At 47.5% G+C, this 15,354-nt stretch carries 25 protein-coding genes; 3 read left to right on the forward strand and 22 right to left on the reverse strand.

The window, feature by feature from the left end; genetic code table 11:
- Positions 1-22 precede the first annotated feature (22 nt).
- From rplR to rpsL, 22 genes are all read right to left on the reverse strand, one after another.
- Positions 23-388 carry a 50S ribosomal protein L18 gene (gene rplR / locus NGM66_RS10100; protein WP_308707493.1) on the reverse strand — a complete coding sequence of 122 codons (366 nt, stop codon included), beginning with the start codon at positions 386-388 and terminating at the stop codon, positions 23-25.
- A gap of 37 nt (positions 389-425) precedes the next feature.
- On the reverse strand, positions 426-962 hold the full coding sequence (gene rplF / locus NGM66_RS10105; protein WP_208909193.1) for a 50S ribosomal protein L6: 537 nt from the start codon (positions 960-962) through the stop codon (positions 426-428).
- Between the two features lie 30 nt (positions 963-992).
- The gene (gene rpsH / locus NGM66_RS10110; protein WP_048735521.1) at positions 993-1,391 is read right to left on the reverse strand and encodes a 30S ribosomal protein S8; all 399 of its coding nucleotides are present in this window, start codon (positions 1,389-1,391) and stop codon (positions 993-995) included.
- A 33-nt stretch (positions 1,392-1,424) separates the two neighbouring features.
- Positions 1,425-1,610 carry a type Z 30S ribosomal protein S14 gene (locus NGM66_RS10115; RefSeq protein WP_082153261.1) on the reverse strand — a complete coding sequence of 62 codons (186 nt, stop codon included), beginning with the start codon at positions 1,608-1,610 and terminating at the stop codon, positions 1,425-1,427.
- Positions 1,611-1,630: 20 nt separating this feature from the next.
- Positions 1,631-2,173, reverse strand: coding sequence for a 50S ribosomal protein L5 (gene rplE, locus NGM66_RS10120; protein WP_208909192.1), 543 nt, complete (start codon positions 2,171-2,173; stop codon positions 1,631-1,633).
- 25 nt (positions 2,174-2,198) lie between these two features.
- A complete protein-coding gene (gene rplX / locus NGM66_RS10125) occupies positions 2,199-2,510 on the reverse strand; it encodes a 50S ribosomal protein L24 (RefSeq protein WP_125574880.1) in 312 nt (103 codons plus the stop codon).
- A 34-nt stretch (positions 2,511-2,544) separates the two neighbouring features.
- A complete protein-coding gene (gene rplN / locus NGM66_RS10130; protein ID WP_125574881.1) occupies positions 2,545-2,913 on the reverse strand; it encodes a 50S ribosomal protein L14 in 369 nt (122 codons plus the stop codon).
- A gap of 50 nt (positions 2,914-2,963) precedes the next feature.
- On the reverse strand, positions 2,964-3,230 hold the full coding sequence (gene rpsQ, locus NGM66_RS10135; protein WP_048735510.1) for a 30S ribosomal protein S17: 267 nt from the start codon (positions 3,228-3,230) through the stop codon (positions 2,964-2,966).
- Positions 3,231-3,258: 28 nt separating this feature from the next.
- The gene (rpmC, locus tag NGM66_RS10140) at positions 3,259-3,453 is read right to left on the reverse strand and encodes a 50S ribosomal protein L29 (protein WP_208909191.1); all 195 of its coding nucleotides are present in this window, start codon (positions 3,451-3,453) and stop codon (positions 3,259-3,261) included.
- Positions 3,443-3,877, reverse strand: a complete 435-nt coding sequence (gene rplP / locus NGM66_RS10145; RefSeq protein ID WP_125574882.1) for a 50S ribosomal protein L16 — start codon at positions 3,875-3,877, stop codon at positions 3,443-3,445. The genes rpmC and rplP overlap by 11 nt, the downstream gene beginning before the upstream one ends.
- 2 nt (positions 3,878-3,879) lie before the next feature.
- Entirely contained in the window at positions 3,880-4,539 is a 660-nt protein-coding gene (gene rpsC, locus NGM66_RS10150) for a 30S ribosomal protein S3 (protein ID WP_208909190.1), read from the reverse strand.
- A gap of 3 nt (positions 4,540-4,542) precedes the next feature.
- Entirely contained in the window at positions 4,543-4,899 is a 357-nt protein-coding gene (gene rplV / locus NGM66_RS10155; RefSeq protein ID WP_048735501.1) for a 50S ribosomal protein L22, read from the reverse strand.
- 16 nt (positions 4,900-4,915) lie between these two features.
- The gene (gene rpsS / locus NGM66_RS10160; RefSeq protein ID WP_048735499.1) at positions 4,916-5,191 is read right to left on the reverse strand and encodes a 30S ribosomal protein S19; all 276 of its coding nucleotides are present in this window, start codon (positions 5,189-5,191) and stop codon (positions 4,916-4,918) included.
- A 79-nt stretch (positions 5,192-5,270) separates the two neighbouring features.
- A complete protein-coding gene (gene rplB, locus NGM66_RS10165) occupies positions 5,271-6,119 on the reverse strand; it encodes a 50S ribosomal protein L2 (RefSeq protein ID WP_208909189.1) in 849 nt (282 codons plus the stop codon).
- 26 nt (positions 6,120-6,145) lie between these two features.
- Positions 6,146-6,433, reverse strand: coding sequence for a 50S ribosomal protein L23 (gene rplW, locus NGM66_RS10170; RefSeq protein WP_125574885.1), 288 nt, complete (start codon positions 6,431-6,433; stop codon positions 6,146-6,148).
- Positions 6,433-7,056 (reverse strand): 50S ribosomal protein L4, encoded by a 624-nt coding sequence (gene rplD / locus NGM66_RS10175; protein ID WP_125574886.1) that lies wholly within the window; start codon positions 7,054-7,056, stop codon positions 6,433-6,435. The genes rplW and rplD overlap by 1 nt, the downstream gene beginning before the upstream one ends.
- A gap of 21 nt (positions 7,057-7,077) precedes the next feature.
- Positions 7,078-7,728 carry a 50S ribosomal protein L3 gene (gene rplC, locus NGM66_RS10180; RefSeq protein ID WP_125574887.1) on the reverse strand — a complete coding sequence of 217 codons (651 nt, stop codon included), beginning with the start codon at positions 7,726-7,728 and terminating at the stop codon, positions 7,078-7,080.
- Positions 7,729-7,769: 41 nt separating this feature from the next.
- Positions 7,770-8,078, reverse strand: coding sequence for a 30S ribosomal protein S10 (rpsJ, locus tag NGM66_RS10185; protein ID WP_011668500.1), 309 nt, complete (start codon positions 8,076-8,078; stop codon positions 7,770-7,772).
- Positions 8,079-8,332: 254 nt separating this feature from the next.
- Positions 8,333-9,685 (reverse strand): MATE family efflux transporter, encoded by a 1,353-nt coding sequence (locus NGM66_RS10190; RefSeq protein ID WP_208909188.1) that lies wholly within the window; start codon positions 9,683-9,685, stop codon positions 8,333-8,335.
- A gap of 538 nt (positions 9,686-10,223) precedes the next feature.
- Entirely contained in the window at positions 10,224-12,323 is a 2,100-nt protein-coding gene (fusA, locus tag NGM66_RS10195) for an elongation factor G (protein WP_208909187.1), read from the reverse strand.
- Between the two features lie 187 nt (positions 12,324-12,510).
- Entirely contained in the window at positions 12,511-12,981 is a 471-nt protein-coding gene (gene rpsG / locus NGM66_RS10200; protein WP_020090150.1) for a 30S ribosomal protein S7, read from the reverse strand.
- A 78-nt stretch (positions 12,982-13,059) separates the two neighbouring features.
- Positions 13,060-13,473: a 30S ribosomal protein S12 gene (gene rpsL / locus NGM66_RS10205; protein ID WP_011668504.1), complete on the reverse strand. Its 414-nt coding sequence runs from the start codon at positions 13,471-13,473 to the stop codon at positions 13,060-13,062.
- A 261-nt stretch (positions 13,474-13,734) separates the two neighbouring features.
- Here rpsL and NGM66_RS10210 point away from each other — a divergent pair, with 261 nt between their 5' ends.
- Genes NGM66_RS10210 through NGM66_RS10220 form a run of 3 tightly spaced genes read left to right on the forward strand, consistent with a single transcriptional unit; the run spans position 13,735 to position 15,180 of the window.
- Positions 13,735-14,400, forward strand: coding sequence for a prepilin peptidase (locus NGM66_RS10210; protein ID WP_245155323.1), 666 nt, complete (start codon positions 13,735-13,737; stop codon positions 14,398-14,400).
- Positions 14,397-15,014 (forward strand): hypothetical protein, encoded by a 618-nt coding sequence (locus NGM66_RS10215; protein WP_208909186.1) that lies wholly within the window; start codon positions 14,397-14,399, stop codon positions 15,012-15,014. Before NGM66_RS10210 ends, NGM66_RS10215 begins: the two co-directional genes overlap by 4 nt.
- The gene (locus NGM66_RS10220; RefSeq protein WP_208909185.1) at positions 14,995-15,180 is read left to right on the forward strand and encodes a hypothetical protein; all 186 of its coding nucleotides are present in this window, start codon (positions 14,995-14,997) and stop codon (positions 15,178-15,180) included. Before NGM66_RS10215 ends, NGM66_RS10220 begins: the two co-directional genes overlap by 20 nt.
- The last annotated feature ends 174 nt before the right edge of the window (positions 15,181-15,354 follow it).

Here is a 15,354-nt window from a genome sequence, read left to right on the forward strand (position 1 = left end):
GTGTGGTTATTCCTCCTTACTGTTAAAATTTCAGCCCGTTTTCGCGAGCAGCTTCTGCCAATGCTTGGACACGGCCATGGTACAAGTACCCGCCACGATCAAACACAACATCACTAATCTTCTTTTCGACAGCGCGCTTAGCAACCAATTCACCAACAGCCTTAGCTTGGTCGGTCTTGTTGTCGCCATTGACATCGCTATCTAACGTTGAGGCACTAACAAGCGTGACACCCGCTACGTCATCAATGACTTGAGCGTAGATGTTTTTGTTAGAGCGGAAAACGTTTAAGCGTGGGCGTTCTGCAGTCCCAGAAATTTTGTTCCGGACACGCATATGACGCTTTTGACGTGTCTTGTTCTTATCTGGTTTTGAAATCAAAATAGTCACCTCTTTGTAGAATTATCAGCTTTAAGCTGCGTTAATGTTACTTACCAGTTTTACCTTCACGGATACGAACGAATTCGTTTTCGTAACGGATACCCTTACCCTTGTAAGGTTCTGGTGAACGAACGGCACGAACTTCAGCAGCGAAGTCACCGACTTCTTGCTTACTAATACCGGAAATGTTGATAGTGGTGTTATCTGGAACCTTAACATCTAAGGTTTCAGGAATAGCCATTTCAACTGGGTTGGAATAACCAACGCTCAATACCAAGGTCTTGCCCTTAGCTTGAACACGGTAACCAACACCGACCAGCTTCAAGGTCTTAGCAAAGCCACTTACAACACCTTCAACCATGTTGTTTAAGTTAGCTCGCTGAGTCCCATGAAGGGCCCGCGTCTTGTTGTTATCATCTGGACGATCAAAGTCAACCGCACCATCACTAATCTTCATAGAAATGATGTTTGAGAAAGTCCGGGTTAAAGAACCCTTAGGACCCTTGACGGTCACTTGATCACCATCGCGTTTAACTTCAACGCCGGCTGGGACGTTGACAGTTTTATAACCAATACGACTCACTGTAAGGCACCTCCTATCTTCTTAAAAGTTTTACCAAACGTAGGCGAGAACTTCGCCACCGATTTTCTTGGCGCGCGCTTCTTTATCAGTAATTACACCTTCAGAGGTGGAGATAATAGCGATACCCAAACCGTTTAATACCTTTGGTACAGCGTCGGCCTTAACGTATGAACGTAAGCCGGGCTTTGAAATACGCTTTAAACCACTGATGACACGTTGGTTATCCTTACCGTACTTCAGGAACACGCGGATGATGCCTTGCTTGTCATCATCGATGTATTCGACGTTACGGATGAACCCTTCGCGCTTCAGGATTTCAGCGATGTCACGTTTAATTGTTGATGCAGGTACTTCGAGTGATTCGTGACGCACCATGTTGGCGTTACGGATCCGCGTCAAGAAGTCTGCAATAGGATCAGTCATGGACATTAACGTTTACCCTCCCTTTGTTTAAAATTCGTTTTACCAGCTAGCCTTCTTCATGCCAGGAATTTGACCCTTGTGGGCTAATTCGCGCATGCAGATACGGCAAAGATGGAACTTTTGATAAACAGAGTGTGGACGTCCACAACGTTCGCAACGAGTATAATTCTGAGTAGAGAACTTCGCAGGACGCTTGTTCTTAGCAATTTGAGATTTCTTAGCCAATTTGTGTGAACCTCCTTATATTAGTGTGCAAACGGCATACCGAATTGAGTCAATAATTCGCGTGACTCTTCATCAGTGTTAGCCGTCGTAACGATAACGATGTCCAAACCACGAACACGGTTAACGTTATCAAAGTTAATTTCTGGGAAAATCAATTGTTCCTTAACACCCAGGGTGTAGTTACCGCGACCATCAAAGGCACGCTTGCTAACACCACGGAAGTCACGAACACGTGGCAATGACACGTTGATTAACTTGTCCAGGAATTCGTACATCCGGTCCCCACGCAGGGTAACCTTAGCACCGATTGACATGCCTTCACGAAGACGGAAGGTGGCGATTGACTTCTTGGCCTTAGTAACCAATGGCTTTTGACCAGAAATCAAACCCAATTCTTCAACGGCTTCGTCCAAGTTCTTAGCGTTGGAGACAGCATCACCAACACCCATGTTCAAAACGATCTTGTCGATCTTCGGCGTTTGCATAACAGAACTGTAGCTGAACTTTTCCACCAATGCTGGTGTAATTTCATTAACGTACTTTTCTTTTAAACGAGCTGACATGAAATTATGTTCCTCCTTTCAAAGATTATTTGTCGATGGTTTCGCCGGACTTCTTAGCGAAACGGACTTTGTGACCATCTTCTACTCGAACGCCAAGCCGGGTTGGTTCGTTGTTCGAAGGATCGATGAGCATAACGTTGGATGCGTGAATTGGCGCTTCAATATCGATAATGCCACCTTGTGGGTTGGCTTGAGAAGCTTTTTGGTGCTTCTTAATCATATTGACACCTTTAACGATCACACGATTCTTGGCATTCATGACTTTGGAAACAGTTCCTTCTTTTCCTTTGTCTTTGCCGGCGATCACGCGGACCTTGTCACCAGTTTTAATAAGCATTCCTGTGGGCACCTCCTTGTTAAACGTTTCTTGATTACAGTACTTCGGGTGCTAATGAGATAATCTTCATGAAATCGTTGTCACGTAATTCACGGGCAACTGGTCCGAAGATCCGAGTCCCTTGTGGGCTCTTATCGTCTTTGATCAGCACTGCAGCATTTTCATCAAAGCTGATGTATGAACCATCGTTACGACGTACACGGGACTTCGTACGAACAACAACGGCCTTCACAACGTCACCTTTTTTGACAACGCCACCTGGTGTTGCTTGTTTGATAGTAGCGACAATGATATCACCAATTCCGGCGTAGCGACGCTTGGAGCCACCCAGAACTTTGATAGTCAGAATTTCACGGGCGCCAGAGTTATCGGCTACCTTTAAGCGACTTTCTTGTTGGATCACAGCTAGTGTCCTCCCTTCAGTTCTAATTCAGAATACGATAAAAACGACACCTAAATGATTACTGCTTTTTCAACAATGTCGACTAAGCGGAACCGCTTGGTAGCAGACAGAGGACGAGTTTCCATGATTTCAACAATGTCGCCAGTGTGGGCTTCGTTGTTTTCGTCATGTGCCTTGTACTTCTTGGAGTACTTGACACGCTTGCCATATCTTGCATCCGTCTTCGTCGTTTCTACAACGACAGTGATCGTCTTTTCCATTTTGTCGGAAACGACACGACCACGGTAAACCTTGCGGTTATTACGTGCATCACTCATGTATTAGTGACCTCCTTCTTATCGTATTCTACTTGTTCAGTTCTTGTTGGCGAAGAACGGTTTTAATCCGTGCAATGTTCTTGCGAACTTGCTTCAACCGTGCGGTGTTTTCCAATTGACCAGTAGCTAATTGGAAACGCAGGTTAAATAATTCGTCCTTGTAGCTCTTTTCTTTATCGAGCATTTCAGCAGTGGTTAATTCGTTGATGTCTTTAGTTTTCATTTGATTCGCCACCTACTTCCTCTCGGGATAAAACTTTCGTACGAACAGGAAGCTTCATGGCAGCCAAACGTAAGGCTTCGCGAGCAGTTTCTTCAGAAACGCCACCCACTTCAAACAGAACCTTACCGCGCTTAACTGGGGCTACCCAGCCATCAGGCGTACCTTTACCATTACCCATCCGGACCCCAACACCTTTACTGGTGTAGGATTTGTGAGGGAAAATCTTAATCCAAACTTTCCCACCACGCTTCATGTAACGTGTGATTGCCACACGGGCTGCTTCGATTTGACGGTTGGAGATCCACTTGGAATCCAACGATTGTAAACCGTAGTCACCGAAAGCAACGCTCTTGCCACCCTTGGCTTCGCCACGTAGCTTACCACGGTGGACACGACGGAACTTTACTCGCTTAGGTACCAGCATGCTTATTTCCCTCCTTGTCCGTTAGTATGTTTCTTTTCGGGAAGAATTTCACCACGGTAGATCCAGGTCTTAACACCCAGAGAACCATAAGTGGTGTGCGCTTCAACCCAAGCGTAATCGATGTCAGCACGTAACGTGTGCAGAGGAACCGTGCCTTCAGCATAGCTTTCGACACGAGACATATCAGCACCGTTTAACCGGCCAGCAACTTGCGTCTTAACACCCTTGGCGCCAGAACGCATCGTCCGTTGCATCGTCCCACGCATAGCGCGACGGAAAGCAACACGGCCTTCCAATTGACGAGCAATGTTTTCGCCGACTAACTTGGCATCCAAATCTGGCTTCTTGATTTCCACGATGTTGATGTGGACACGCTTGCCAGTTAAGTCGTTCAGTTCCTTACGGAGATTTTCGACTTCGGAACCACCCTTACCAATAACCATCCCTGGCTTGGCAGTGTGGATTGAGATGTTGACGCGGTTTGCAGCCCGTTCAATCTCAACAGTTGAAACAGAAGCATCTACAAGACGCTTTTCGATAAATTTACGGATTTGAAGGTCTTCCTTCAGGTAAGCAGCGAAATCCTTTTCAGCATACCACTTTGCTTCCCAATCGCGAATGATACCGACCCGTAATCCAGTTGGATTTACTTTTTGACCCACGCGTTATCCCTCCTCTTTTTCAGATACAACAACCGTAATGTGACTCGTACGTTTGTTGATTGGTGAAGCAGAGCCTTTGGCACGAGGACGGAACCGCTTAAGGGTTGGTCCTTCGTTCACATAGGCTTCGCTAACAACTAGATCTTGACGATCTAAGTCAAAATTGTTTTCTGCGTTAGCAATTGCAGAGTTTAAAACCTTTGCCACAACCGGTGATGCGCCACGCGGTGTGAACTTTAAGATTGCGATTGCTTCAGCGACGCTCTTGCCGCGGATAAGATCGATGACAAGGCGGACTTTGCGAGCAGCAATCCGAACCGTCTTAGCAGTCGCTTGCGCTGATGTAACTTGTTCAGCCATTAGTTAATCCTCCTTATCAACGAGTTTTCTTGTCGTCGCCACCATGACCACGGAATGTCCGGGTTGGTACGAATTCGCCAAGCTTGTGGCCTACCATATCTTCTTGAACGTAAACTGGTACGTGCTTCCGTCCATCATATACAGCGATAGTTAAACCTACAAAGCTAGGGAAAATAGTAGACCGGCGGGACCAGGTCTTGATGACAGCCTTTTTGTCTTGATCCTTTTGTGCATCAACCTTTTTCAGTAAATGCGCATCGGCGAAAGGTCCTTTTTTCAAACTACGACCCATTTATGAAACCTCCTCTACTTGTGGCGCATCGTGGAACACGATGATCACCAGGTCTCTTGACTTCCGGATAACCGGAATATTACATCTTAGAACCTTTACGATGACGAACAATGAACTTCTCAGTCTTGTTCTTCTTCGAACGCGTCTTCTTACCAACAGTCTTCTTACCCCATGGAGAAAGAGGAGATGGTAAACCAACAGGTGCTTTACCTTCACCACCACCATGTGGGTGATCGTTAGGGTTCATAACTGAACCACGAACGTGAGGACGTTGACCAGCCCAACGATTACGGCCAGCTTTACCAACGTTAACTAATTCGTGTTCTTCGTTACCAACGGCACCGATAGTTGCACGGTTAACGTTCAAGACCATCCGAACTTCACCGGAAGATAAACGAACTAATACGTACTTTTCATCGTTAGCTTTACCTAACAATTGTGCTGAAGTACCAGCAGAACGTACCAATTGGCCACCCTTACCAGGCTTTAATTCGATGTTGTGAATAACCGTCCCAAATGGGATGTTCTTCAATGGTAATGCGTTACCAGTCTTGATATCAGCTTCTGGACCAGATTGAACCTTGTCGCCAACCTTTAAGCCCTTAGGAGCCAAGATGTATGACTTTACACCATCAGCATAAACTAATAATGCAATGTTAGCAGTCCGGTTAGGATCGTATTCGATAGCCTTAACGGTTGCTGGAACATCATCTTTGATCCGCTTGAAATCGATGATCCGGTATTGACGCTTGTTACCACCGCCACGATGACGGACAGTCATCTTACCAGCGTTGTTACGGCCAGCAGAGTGACTTTGTGAATCAAGCAATGACTTTTCAGGAGTCGTCTTAGTGATGACGTCTTTGTAAACCAAGCTCGTCATGTTACGACGACCATTGCTTGTTGGTTTGTATTTCTTAATCGCCACGTTATTTCCCTCCTATATCTGAGATTTTATTCTTCGTTGAATAACTTGATTTCTTTTGAGTCGGCAGATAAGCTGACAATAGCCTTACGACGCTTCTTAGTGTAGCCTTCGTAACGTCCTTGACGCTTCTTCTTACCCTTTAAATTCATGATGTTAACCTTAACAACCTTAACGTCGAAGATGTCTTCTACGGCATGCTTGACTTGAGTCTTGGTTGCTCGTACGTCAACGTCAAAGGTGTAACGCTTGTCGTCCATAGTTGCCATCGTAGCTTCGGTAACAACTGGGCGTAAGATAATGTCACGTGATTCCATTATGCGAGCACCTCCTCTACTTGAGAAAGAGCTGGTTGGGTAATCACTAACTTGTCCGCGTTGGCAATGTCTAAGACATTCAAGCTCTTGGCTGGAATAACCTTAACATTTGCTAAGTTACGGGCTGCTAAAGCAGCAGTTACGTTGTCGTCTTCAAGGACAACCAACGTCTTAGTCGTGACATTCAAACCAGCCAACACAGCAGCGAATTCTTTCGTCTTAGGAGCGTCGAATGCTAAACCGTCAAGAACGACTAAGCTTTCGTCCAGAACCTTTTGTGAAAGAACTGACTTCAATGCTAAACGGCCAACCTTCTTAGGAAGGCGGTAACTGTAAGAACGAGGGGTAGGGCCAAAGACCACACCACCACCGACCCATTGTGGGGAACGGATGGAACCTTGACGGGCACGACCAGTACCCTTTTGACGCCATGGCTTCTTACCACCACCACGAACGGCACTCCGGTTTTTAACGGCGTGGGTCCCTTGGCGAAGGGAAGCTCGTTGCATCAAAATCGTATCGAATACGACGCTTTCGTTAGGTTCGATGCCGAAGATATCGGCGTTCAAATCAACATTGCCGTTTTGGCTACCATCTTGTTTGTATAATGCTACGCTTGTCATTTAATTATCCTCCCTTCCTATTTATTTTTCAGAATGCTTTGGGCGTGGTGGGCGAACAGCACTCTTAACAGTAACGAGTGACTTGTTGGCACCAGGCACATTGCCCTTGATCAACAGAACGTTGTTATCAACGTCAGCCTTAACGATCACAAGGTTTTGGATAGTAACTTGCTTGTTACCCATCCGACCTGGGAGCTTCATGCCAGGGAATACCCGGTTAATGATGGCACCCAGAGAACCTGGACGACGGTGGTAACGAGAACCATGGGCCATAGGGCCACGGCTTTGGCCGTCCTTATGAATGTTACCTTGGTATCCATGACCTTTAGTGACACCAGTGACATCCACGATGTCTCCTGCTTGGAAGGTATCAACTTTAACTTCGTCTGCTACCTTGTAATCTCCCAGCTCAACATCTCTGAATTCACGAATGAAGCGCTTAGGAGTCGTGTTTGCTTTTGCTACATGACCTTGTTCGGGCTTGTTGCTGAGTACTTCACGCTTGTCTTGGTAACCAAGTTGAATGGCATCGTAACCGTCGTTTTCCATCGTCTTAACTTGTAACACAACGTTTGGCGTTGCTTCGACAACAGTAACGGGGATTAATTCGCCAGCATCAGTGAAGACTTGCGTCATCCCGACCTTTTTCCCTAAGATTCCTTTAGTGGTCATGAGTACACCTCCGATTATATTGTATTTAATATTCTTGAAAATTATAACTTGATTTCGATGTCAACACCGCTAGGCAGGTCAAGCTTCATTAATGAGTCGACCGTCTTTGGCGTTGGGTTAACGATATCAATCAAACGCTTGTGCGTCCGCATTTCGAATTGTTCACGTGAGTCCTTAAACTTATGTGGTGAACGTAATACGGTGTAGATTGTCCGTTCAGTTGGCAATGGGATTGGGCCTGAGATGCCGGCACCAGTTCTCTTCGCAGTTTCAACAATCTTGTCCGCTGATTGATCGAGGATACGATGTTCGTAAGCCTTCAACCGAATCCGAATTTTTTGTTTTGCCATTGTGTTCCCTCCTTCGTCTATTTTAAAAATAAGACTAACTCCGTGGAAATTCCCGCCACACCCTCATGGCAAAGCGGCCGGGTGTGTCGCAATATCCCACATCATCGCTAAACTTTTGTCCGAACCCCCAGGGGCACAAAAATACCCCGGGAAATACAGCACTTGACTATCATACTAAATAAACTGCCGACTGGCAAGGGTTTTCGCTGAATTTCTCAAACTTTTTGTGAAAAATGCCAGCTACTTGACGTCGATCAATTTTTAGTTGGTTGGGAAATGCCGGATGACTTTCTACTATTGAGTAGTCCCTTGGCCAGTCCCCACCCAATGAGGCAGGTCAAGACATCGGCTATTGGTTGCGCCCAGATGATGCCGTGATAGCCAATTAACCGGGCCCCAATCACGATGGCGAGGTAGAAGACAACGCCCTGCCGCGCAATTGACATGATAAAGGCACCAATGGCCTTCCCTGTGCTCTGGAAGACGGTCGTGTACACCAGGACGGCTCCCACAAACGGCGTCGTCACTAGGAAGACCCGCAGCATATAAGTCCCTGCCGTAATAACCGCCTTACTATGGAGGAATAAACCAATAATCTGTGGTGCCAAGACCATCAGAACCACTGCTAGAATCAGTGCGTAGCCCACTTCGACTAGGAGATCAAAGTGCAGGATCTTTTTGAAGCGTGCCATGTTCTTCGCCCCATAGGTGTACCCAATCAGCGGCTGGGCGCCAAAAGCGAACCCAACCATGACCAGCATGATGATCATATAGACTTTCAACACGATCCCCATCGCCGCTACCTTCGTTGGCCCAAAGGCAATTAAGTACCGGTTCAAAACGGTGGTCCCGAACGCCTGCATCAGATTGGTGATCGACCCAGGAATCCCAATGGCCAACACCTGCAGGATCCATGCCCAGCTAATCTTGCTCAGCCGCGCATCAACCGAAATGACTTGGCAATAGCGTTTGGTCAGGTAAACCAGTGTTACCGCCGAAATGGTGTAGCCAATCACGGTTGCCAGCGCTGCCCCAGCTGCGCCGAGTCCTGCAGGAAAGATCAGGATGGGGTCCAAGATAATGGTGATCACGGTCCCCACCATAGTTCCGGCCATGGATTGGGCCGCGAACCCTTCCGTCCGAATGAGGTTCCCCGGGACGATGGATACGATAATGGGCATCGCCCCAAGCGCCATGATGCGGTAAAAGGCCCGCGCATACGGGTACGTCGCCGGAGTGGCCCCCAACAGGTACAGGAATGGCTTCATGAACACCAGCAAAATGACAGTGGTCAGCAGACCGATAATCACGGCGCCGTACAGGCAAAAACTGCTCACACGACTCCCCGTGGTGTAGGCCTTTTCTCCCAGCAATCGTGAAATCAGCGAGCTGCCACCCAACCCAAAGATATCGCCAATTGCAATCAGCAACGAGAACAAGGGCGTGCACAACGCCACCCCTGCCACCAAGTTGGTGTTTTGGGTCTGGGACACGAAGAACGTATCCGCTAAATTGTAGATCATGCTGGCCACCATGGCTAGGACCACCGGCAAGGCCAACTTAAAATACGCCCGCGGAATCGGGGCGTGCTCGAATAACTCTTCCATAACTCACTCTCCAATTCCTTTTGACACATGCGTGATTATTATACCGCAATTTTCAACGGCAATGCTAGGTGGTCTTGGCCGCCTTACCGGTCGCTGGAGATGAGTCGGAACGCTGAGGGCGCCGGCTCAAGCCAAAGAACGGTCTCGAGCCTCACCTTGAAGCCGAAAATTCGCGTCTCCAAGGTGCCAGTTCCCTAAGCGTCGTAAAACCACGCCACTAAGGGAACTCCCACAGCTGAACTCATCTCCAGCGACCTCCCGGCTACGGTGGTGGTATCCAGTAATCACTAGCCTAATCTCGTCGATTACCAGTGACATATCAAACTCAAGCGCACATGGCATTACGTCTCTCACATCCAAAACCGGATTTCGTACTGCTACGCCATCTCCCCCTACAGACACGCGCAACACACCTTTTCAGGTCAACCACATTCCCCACAACACCCTCTGCCGACACCGACAACCGCCGCCTTTCCCAAGACAAAACAAAAAACGCCTAACCCAAAAGTTAGACGTTTCCTTTTAAACAACAGACAGACTAGTCTTCGACCGGAGTGCCGCCGTTCTTCTTGATAATGTCAGCTTGAACACTCTTAGGCGTTGGTTCGTAGTGATCAAACGTCATGGTAAATGTCCCACGACCTTGTGATGCTGAACGTAACGTCGTAGCGTAACCGAACATTTCGGATAACGGAACGTAAGAGTGGATCATTTGTGCGTTACCACGTGCTTCCATACCATCAACCTTACCACGACGAGCGGTAACTTGGCCCATGATATCACCCATGTATTCTTCAGGAACCAAGATATCAACCTTCATGATTGGTTCAAGAATAACAGGGCCAGCAGACTTAACAGCGTTCCGTAAAGCCAATGATGCGGCAACCTTGAAGGCTGCTTCACTAGAATCGACTTCATGGTAACTACCATCGTATAACTTGGCCTTAACATCAACCAATGGGTAACCGGCTAAGACACCGTTTGCCATGGCTTCTTGCAGACCTTGGTCAACTGAAGGGATAAATTCACGAGGAACAACCCCACCAACGATAGCGTCTTCGAATTCGTAACCCTTACCACGTTCGTTAGGGGTGAATTCAATCCAAACGTCACCATATTGACCTTTACCACCAGATTGACGAACGAACTTACCTTGGACCTTAGTTGACTTCGTGAAGGCTTCACGGTAGGCAACTTGAGGGGCACCAATGTTAGCTTCAACCTTGAATTCACGCTTCATCCGGTCGATGATGATATCCAAGTGAAGTTCACCCATCCCAGCGATCAGCGTTTCACCAGTTTCAGGGTTAGTTTCAGCCTTGAAAGTTGGGTCTTCTTCAGAAAGCTTTTGTAGGGCGGTGTTCATCTTATCTTGGTCAGCCTTCGTCTTTGGTTCTACGGCAACCTGGATAACTGGATCTGGGAAGTCCATAGATTCCAAATGTAATGGGTGATCTGGGTCAGTCAAAGAGTCACCAGTAGTGGTGTTCTTCAAACCAATGGCCCCAGCGATATCACCGGAGAAGACTTCTGGAATTTCTTGACGGTGGTTAGAGTGCATTTGCAGCAAACGACCAACACGTTCACGCTTGTCCTTCGTGGAGTTCAGCACGTAAGAACCAGCTTCCAGAGTACCGGAGTAAACCCGGATGTAAGTCAGACGACCAACGAATGGGTCAGTGGCAACCTTAAATGCTAAGGCAGCAAATGGCGCATCGTCATCGGCACGTAATTCAACGGCTTCGTCAGTATCAGGAACAGTAGCGTTGTAAGGCTTAACATCCAATGGGGATGGTAAGTAGTCCACAACGGCGTCCATCAACATCTGAACACCCTTATCCTTGAAGGCAGAACCAGCGAAGACTGGGAATAATTCCAGCTTCAAGGTTGCCCGACGGATAGCGGCCTTTAATTCGTCCTTGGTGATTTCTTCACCTTCGAGGTACTTTTCCATGATTTCATCGTCAACGTCAGCAACGCTTTCGATCATAGCTTCGTGCCGCTTTTCGGCTTCTTCCTTCATATCTGCAGGAATATCAACCGTGTCCCATGAAGAACCTAATTCGTCTTTATCGTAAACGTAGGCCTTCATTTCGATCAAGTCAACGACACCTTGGAAGTTGTCTTCGGCACCGATAGCCATTTGTAAGGCTAAAGCGTTGGCTTGTAAACGTTCGTGGATGGAGTTAACTGAGAAGTCGAAATCGGCACCCAGCTTATCCATCTTGTTAACGAACACGATACGAGGAACATCGAAATCTGAGGCTTGACGCCAAACAGTTTCGGTTTGAGGTTCAACACCGGCTTGACCGTCTAAGACGGCTACGGCACCATCCAACACACGCAGGGAACGTTCAACTTCAACAGTGAAGTCAACGTGTCCTGGGGTATCGATGATGTTAATCCGGTGACCCTTCCATTCCGCAGTAGTAGCGGCAGAAGTGATCGTAATTCCCCGTTCTTGTTCTTGTTCCATCCAGTCCATTTGTGAAGCCCCATCATGGGTTTCACCAATCTTATGGATTTTACCAGTATAATACAGGATACGCTCAGTAGTCGTCGTCTTCCCGGCATCGATGTGGGCCATGATACCGATGTTACGAGTCTTCTCAAGCGGAAATTCACGAGTATTAGCCATGATTAATGTGTAACTCCTCTCAATTTGATCGTAGATTGTGCCAAAAAGTGACTACTAACATCGCAATTGATTTTAGTAGCCACTCTCGATTAAAGGATTGCTCCTCTAAGCTAGAGTCAAAAATGTTAAATAACACTCTGCTCTAACATTTTATCACACTGTAGGCATGGCAGTGCGATAGCTGCTCTTACCAGCGGTAGTGAGCGAAGGCACGGTTGGCATCTGCCATCCGGTGCGTATCTTCACGCTTCTTAACGGCAGCACCGGTGTTGTTAGCAGCGTCCATGATTTCACGAGCAAGTCGTTCAACCATGGTGTGTTCGCCACGTAAACGTGAGTACTGAACCATCCAACGAAGGCCTAAAGTGGTCCGACGATCTGGCCGAACTTCGATAGGAACTTGGTAGTTTGACCCACCAACACGCCGAGCCTTAACTTCCAAGACTGGCATAACATTCTTCATTGCTTCTTCGAAGACTTCCACTGGATCGTTACCAGTTTCGTTCTTAATGATGTCGAAGGCACCATAAATGATCTTAGTTGAAGTTCCGCGTTTCCCATCCATCATCGTGTGGTTGATCAGACGAGTGACCAACTTTGAATTGTAAATTGGATCAGGAAGGACTTCACGCTTTTGTACGTTTCCTTTTCTAGGCATTGTTAATATCCTCCTTGAAATGCTGTTACAGGTCGGTTGACGGCAACCGTGCACCCGACCTTAATTTTGAGTCTCGGTCTAGCCCTTAGGCTTCTTAGTCCCGTACTTGGAACGACCTTGACGACGGTCAGTAACACCGGCAGTATCGAGGGCACCACGGATGATGTGGTAACGAACCCCAGGTAAATCCTTAACCCGGCCGCCCCGGATGAGCACAACACTATGTTCTTGCAAGTTGTGGCCAATACCAGGAATGTAAGCAGTCACTTCAATTAAGTTTGACAACCGCACACGTGCATATTTACGTAAAGCAGAGTTAGGCTTCTTTGGTGTCATGGTACCGACACGAGTGGCAACCCCACGCTTTTGTGGAGCTGGATTCTTAACTTGAGCTTTTTTGAAACTGTTATACCCGTAGTTTAAAGCTGGGGCATCTGATTTAGAACTTTTAGATTTACGACCTTTACGCACCAATTGGTTGATAGTAGGCATCTAAATAGTCCTCCTTTCCGTATACTTTCTAGAGTTATAAGTCCACACATCCAGGTGGTTCATTTTCCTGTAAAGAAAAAAGACGACCCAGATTGAGATTTAATTGAAGTGTCCTCCCCGCCGTCAGTCAGCATGTCTGGTAGTGAATACCCGAGACCTGTCTGCGAAAAGCACCTTGAATAGAATACCATGCCAAAAAGTCCCTGTCAACCGGCCACTTCGCAATTTTCCAGAAATATTTCACGATTTTTTACGGAGTTGATGGGTAGAGGTGAAACTTTCATGACAATTATTCTGTTTATTTATGGGGCTTGCCTGGGGTCGTGGCTGACCGCCATGGCCGACCGTTATGCGACCGGCGCCTCACCCTTTTATCCGGCATCCCACTGCGACACCTGTCAAACGCCCCTGGCCTACTGGCAACTGGTGCCGGTGCTCAGTTACCTATTGTTACGGGGACGCTGCCACTACTGCCAGCAACGGATCCCACCCACAACACTGGTGCTTGAAGTCGGGGTCGGTCTCTTATTGACGACGCTCACGCCAGCCACCGTGCGGCCGTTACTTTGGTTAGGGCTATGGGGATTCGCCGCGCTATGTGACGCGCGCACCCAAACCTTTCCCGGCTGGATTGTCTGGTTAGCCTGGCCACTAACGGTCTGGCAGCTTTCCTGGTCGGCGGTTATACTCACTACCCTCCTCCTGCTGGGCATTCAATTTCTCTGGCAGCGTTGGCCCACCCCACTCATTGGCGACGGCGACCTCGAATTGATTCTTGCTTACATTATTTATTGGGGCGTCACCGCTACGGCACACTGGCTCCTGATCGCCAGTGCCCTGGCATTGTGGCGGGCGCGCGACCGCGGGCGGATGGCCTTTTTACCCTACTTAGTGGGCAGTGCGGTGGGGTGGTGGCTGATTCGATGAAGGATAATATCTTACCATTCAAAGCAGCAGAAACAACAAAGGTTCGCGCAACAACTGTTCACAACACATTCTCCGTAGATCGCCAATTGATCAATTCTAAAAATTATCATGATTTATTTTTGCAACTGAAGTTCTCTCCACCAGTCTCCGAATCGATTTACCAATGTGCAATGGCAATTCTGTCACACCGCAACGGCACTAACTTTGAAGATCTCTACGCAATTGATGCACGACTAGGTAAATTACTCGCCCAAAACTCATCCAGTACGACTCCCCTCCGTACGTTTTTTAACCGGGAAGATTTCACAACCTTACGCAAACAACCTAATCCCGTTATTTTAATTCATAACCATCCTAATAGTACGCGTCCTTCTATCACCGATATCATGACATTGGCTAATTATCCCTTTCTAGCAGCTAGCGTAATAGTCGGTCATGATGCCACCCTTCAAATAATCCGCATACGTTTTCAGAAGTCACAGCTAGAGGCAATGTTTAATATCTGGTATACTAACTACAAGAAAATTGGGTTCCCAAAGCAAGAGGCAATATTGCTGGCCACCGACAACTTATATCTTAAGGAGGCTGTTTATTTTGAAGAACACCATCCCTGAACCTGATTCACTAATCATTGACGACACACTCGACCGCAAGCTCACGCCAACAGAACAAGCTGAGCTGAATAAACGGGTCCACTCACCAGAGTATCAACAAGCAACCGCCGAAGCTGAAAAGGAATTTGCTCGGCGATTTCCAGAGTACACTTCATCCCAAAAATAAATAGCAGTCATTCAGAGGTCTCGGCTCACTAGCCGGGACCTCTTTTTTTGCCGCTACTACCAAAGAACACGGCAGGTAGCCATTTCCCGCTACGGTGCCGAAACGTGCGCCAAAAGGCAGCCGGCTCCGCTTAAAACTGGTAGTCAAACAATTCAGGCCCGGAATTATTCGACT

The organism is Levilactobacillus yiduensis (assembly GCF_024718525.1).
GTDB lineage: Bacteria > Bacillota > Bacilli > Lactobacillales > Lactobacillaceae > Levilactobacillus > Levilactobacillus yiduensis.

Bases quoted from the DNA above. Each gene is read 5' to 3' on its own strand.
- rpsH (WP_048735521.1), bottom strand. From the start codon at position 1,391: ATGTCCATGACTGATCCTATTGCAGACTTCTTGACGCGGATCCGTAAC.
- rplE (WP_208909192.1), bottom strand. From the start codon at position 2,173: ATGTCAGCTCGTTTAAAAGAAAAGTACGTTAATGAAATTACACCAGCA.
- rplX (WP_125574880.1), bottom strand. From the start codon at position 2,510: ATGCTTATTAAAACTGGTGACAAGGTCCGCGTGATCGCCGGCAAAGAC.
- rpsQ (WP_048735510.1), bottom strand. From the start codon at position 3,230: ATGAGTGATGCACGTAATAACCGCAAGGTTTACCGTGGTCGTGTCGTT.
- rpmC (WP_208909191.1), bottom strand. From the start codon at position 3,453: ATGAAAACTAAAGACATCAACGAATTAACCACTGCTGAAATGCTCGAT.
- rplP (WP_125574882.1), bottom strand. From the start codon at position 3,877: ATGCTGGTACCTAAGCGAGTAAAGTTCCGTCGTGTCCACCGTGGTAAG.
- rplV (WP_048735501.1), bottom strand. From the start codon at position 4,899: ATGGCTGAACAAGTTACATCAGCGCAAGCGACTGCTAAGACGGTTCGG.
- rpsS (WP_048735499.1), bottom strand. From the start codon at position 5,191: ATGGGTCGTAGTTTGAAAAAAGGACCTTTCGCCGATGCGCATTTACTG.
- rplW (WP_125574885.1), bottom strand. From the start codon at position 6,433: ATGGAATCACGTGACATTATCTTACGCCCAGTTGTTACCGAAGCTACG.
- rplD (WP_125574886.1), bottom strand. From the start codon at position 7,056: ATGACAAGCGTAGCATTATACAAACAAGATGGTAGCCAAAACGGCAAT.
- rplC (WP_125574887.1), bottom strand. From the start codon at position 7,728: ATGACCACTAAAGGAATCTTAGGGAAAAAGGTCGGGATGACGCAAGTC.
- rpsJ (WP_011668500.1), bottom strand. From the start codon at position 8,078: ATGGCAAAACAAAAAATTCGGATTCGGTTGAAGGCTTACGAACATCGT.
- NGM66_RS10190 (WP_208909188.1), bottom strand. From the start codon at position 9,685: ATGGAAGAGTTATTCGAGCACGCCCCGATTCCGCGGGCGTATTTTAAG.
- fusA (WP_208909187.1), bottom strand. From the start codon at position 12,323: ATGGCTAATACTCGTGAATTTCCGCTTGAGAAGACTCGTAACATCGGT.
- rpsG (WP_020090150.1), bottom strand. From the start codon at position 12,981: ATGCCTAGAAAAGGAAACGTACAAAAGCGTGAAGTCCTTCCTGATCCA.
- rpsL (WP_011668504.1), bottom strand. From the start codon at position 13,473: ATGCCTACTATCAACCAATTGGTGCGTAAAGGTCGTAAATCTAAAAGT.
- NGM66_RS10210 (WP_245155323.1), top strand. From the start codon at position 13,735: ATGGGTAGAGGTGAAACTTTCATGACAATTATTCTGTTTATTTATGGG.
- NGM66_RS10215 (WP_208909186.1), top strand. From the start codon at position 14,397: ATGAAGGATAATATCTTACCATTCAAAGCAGCAGAAACAACAAAGGTT.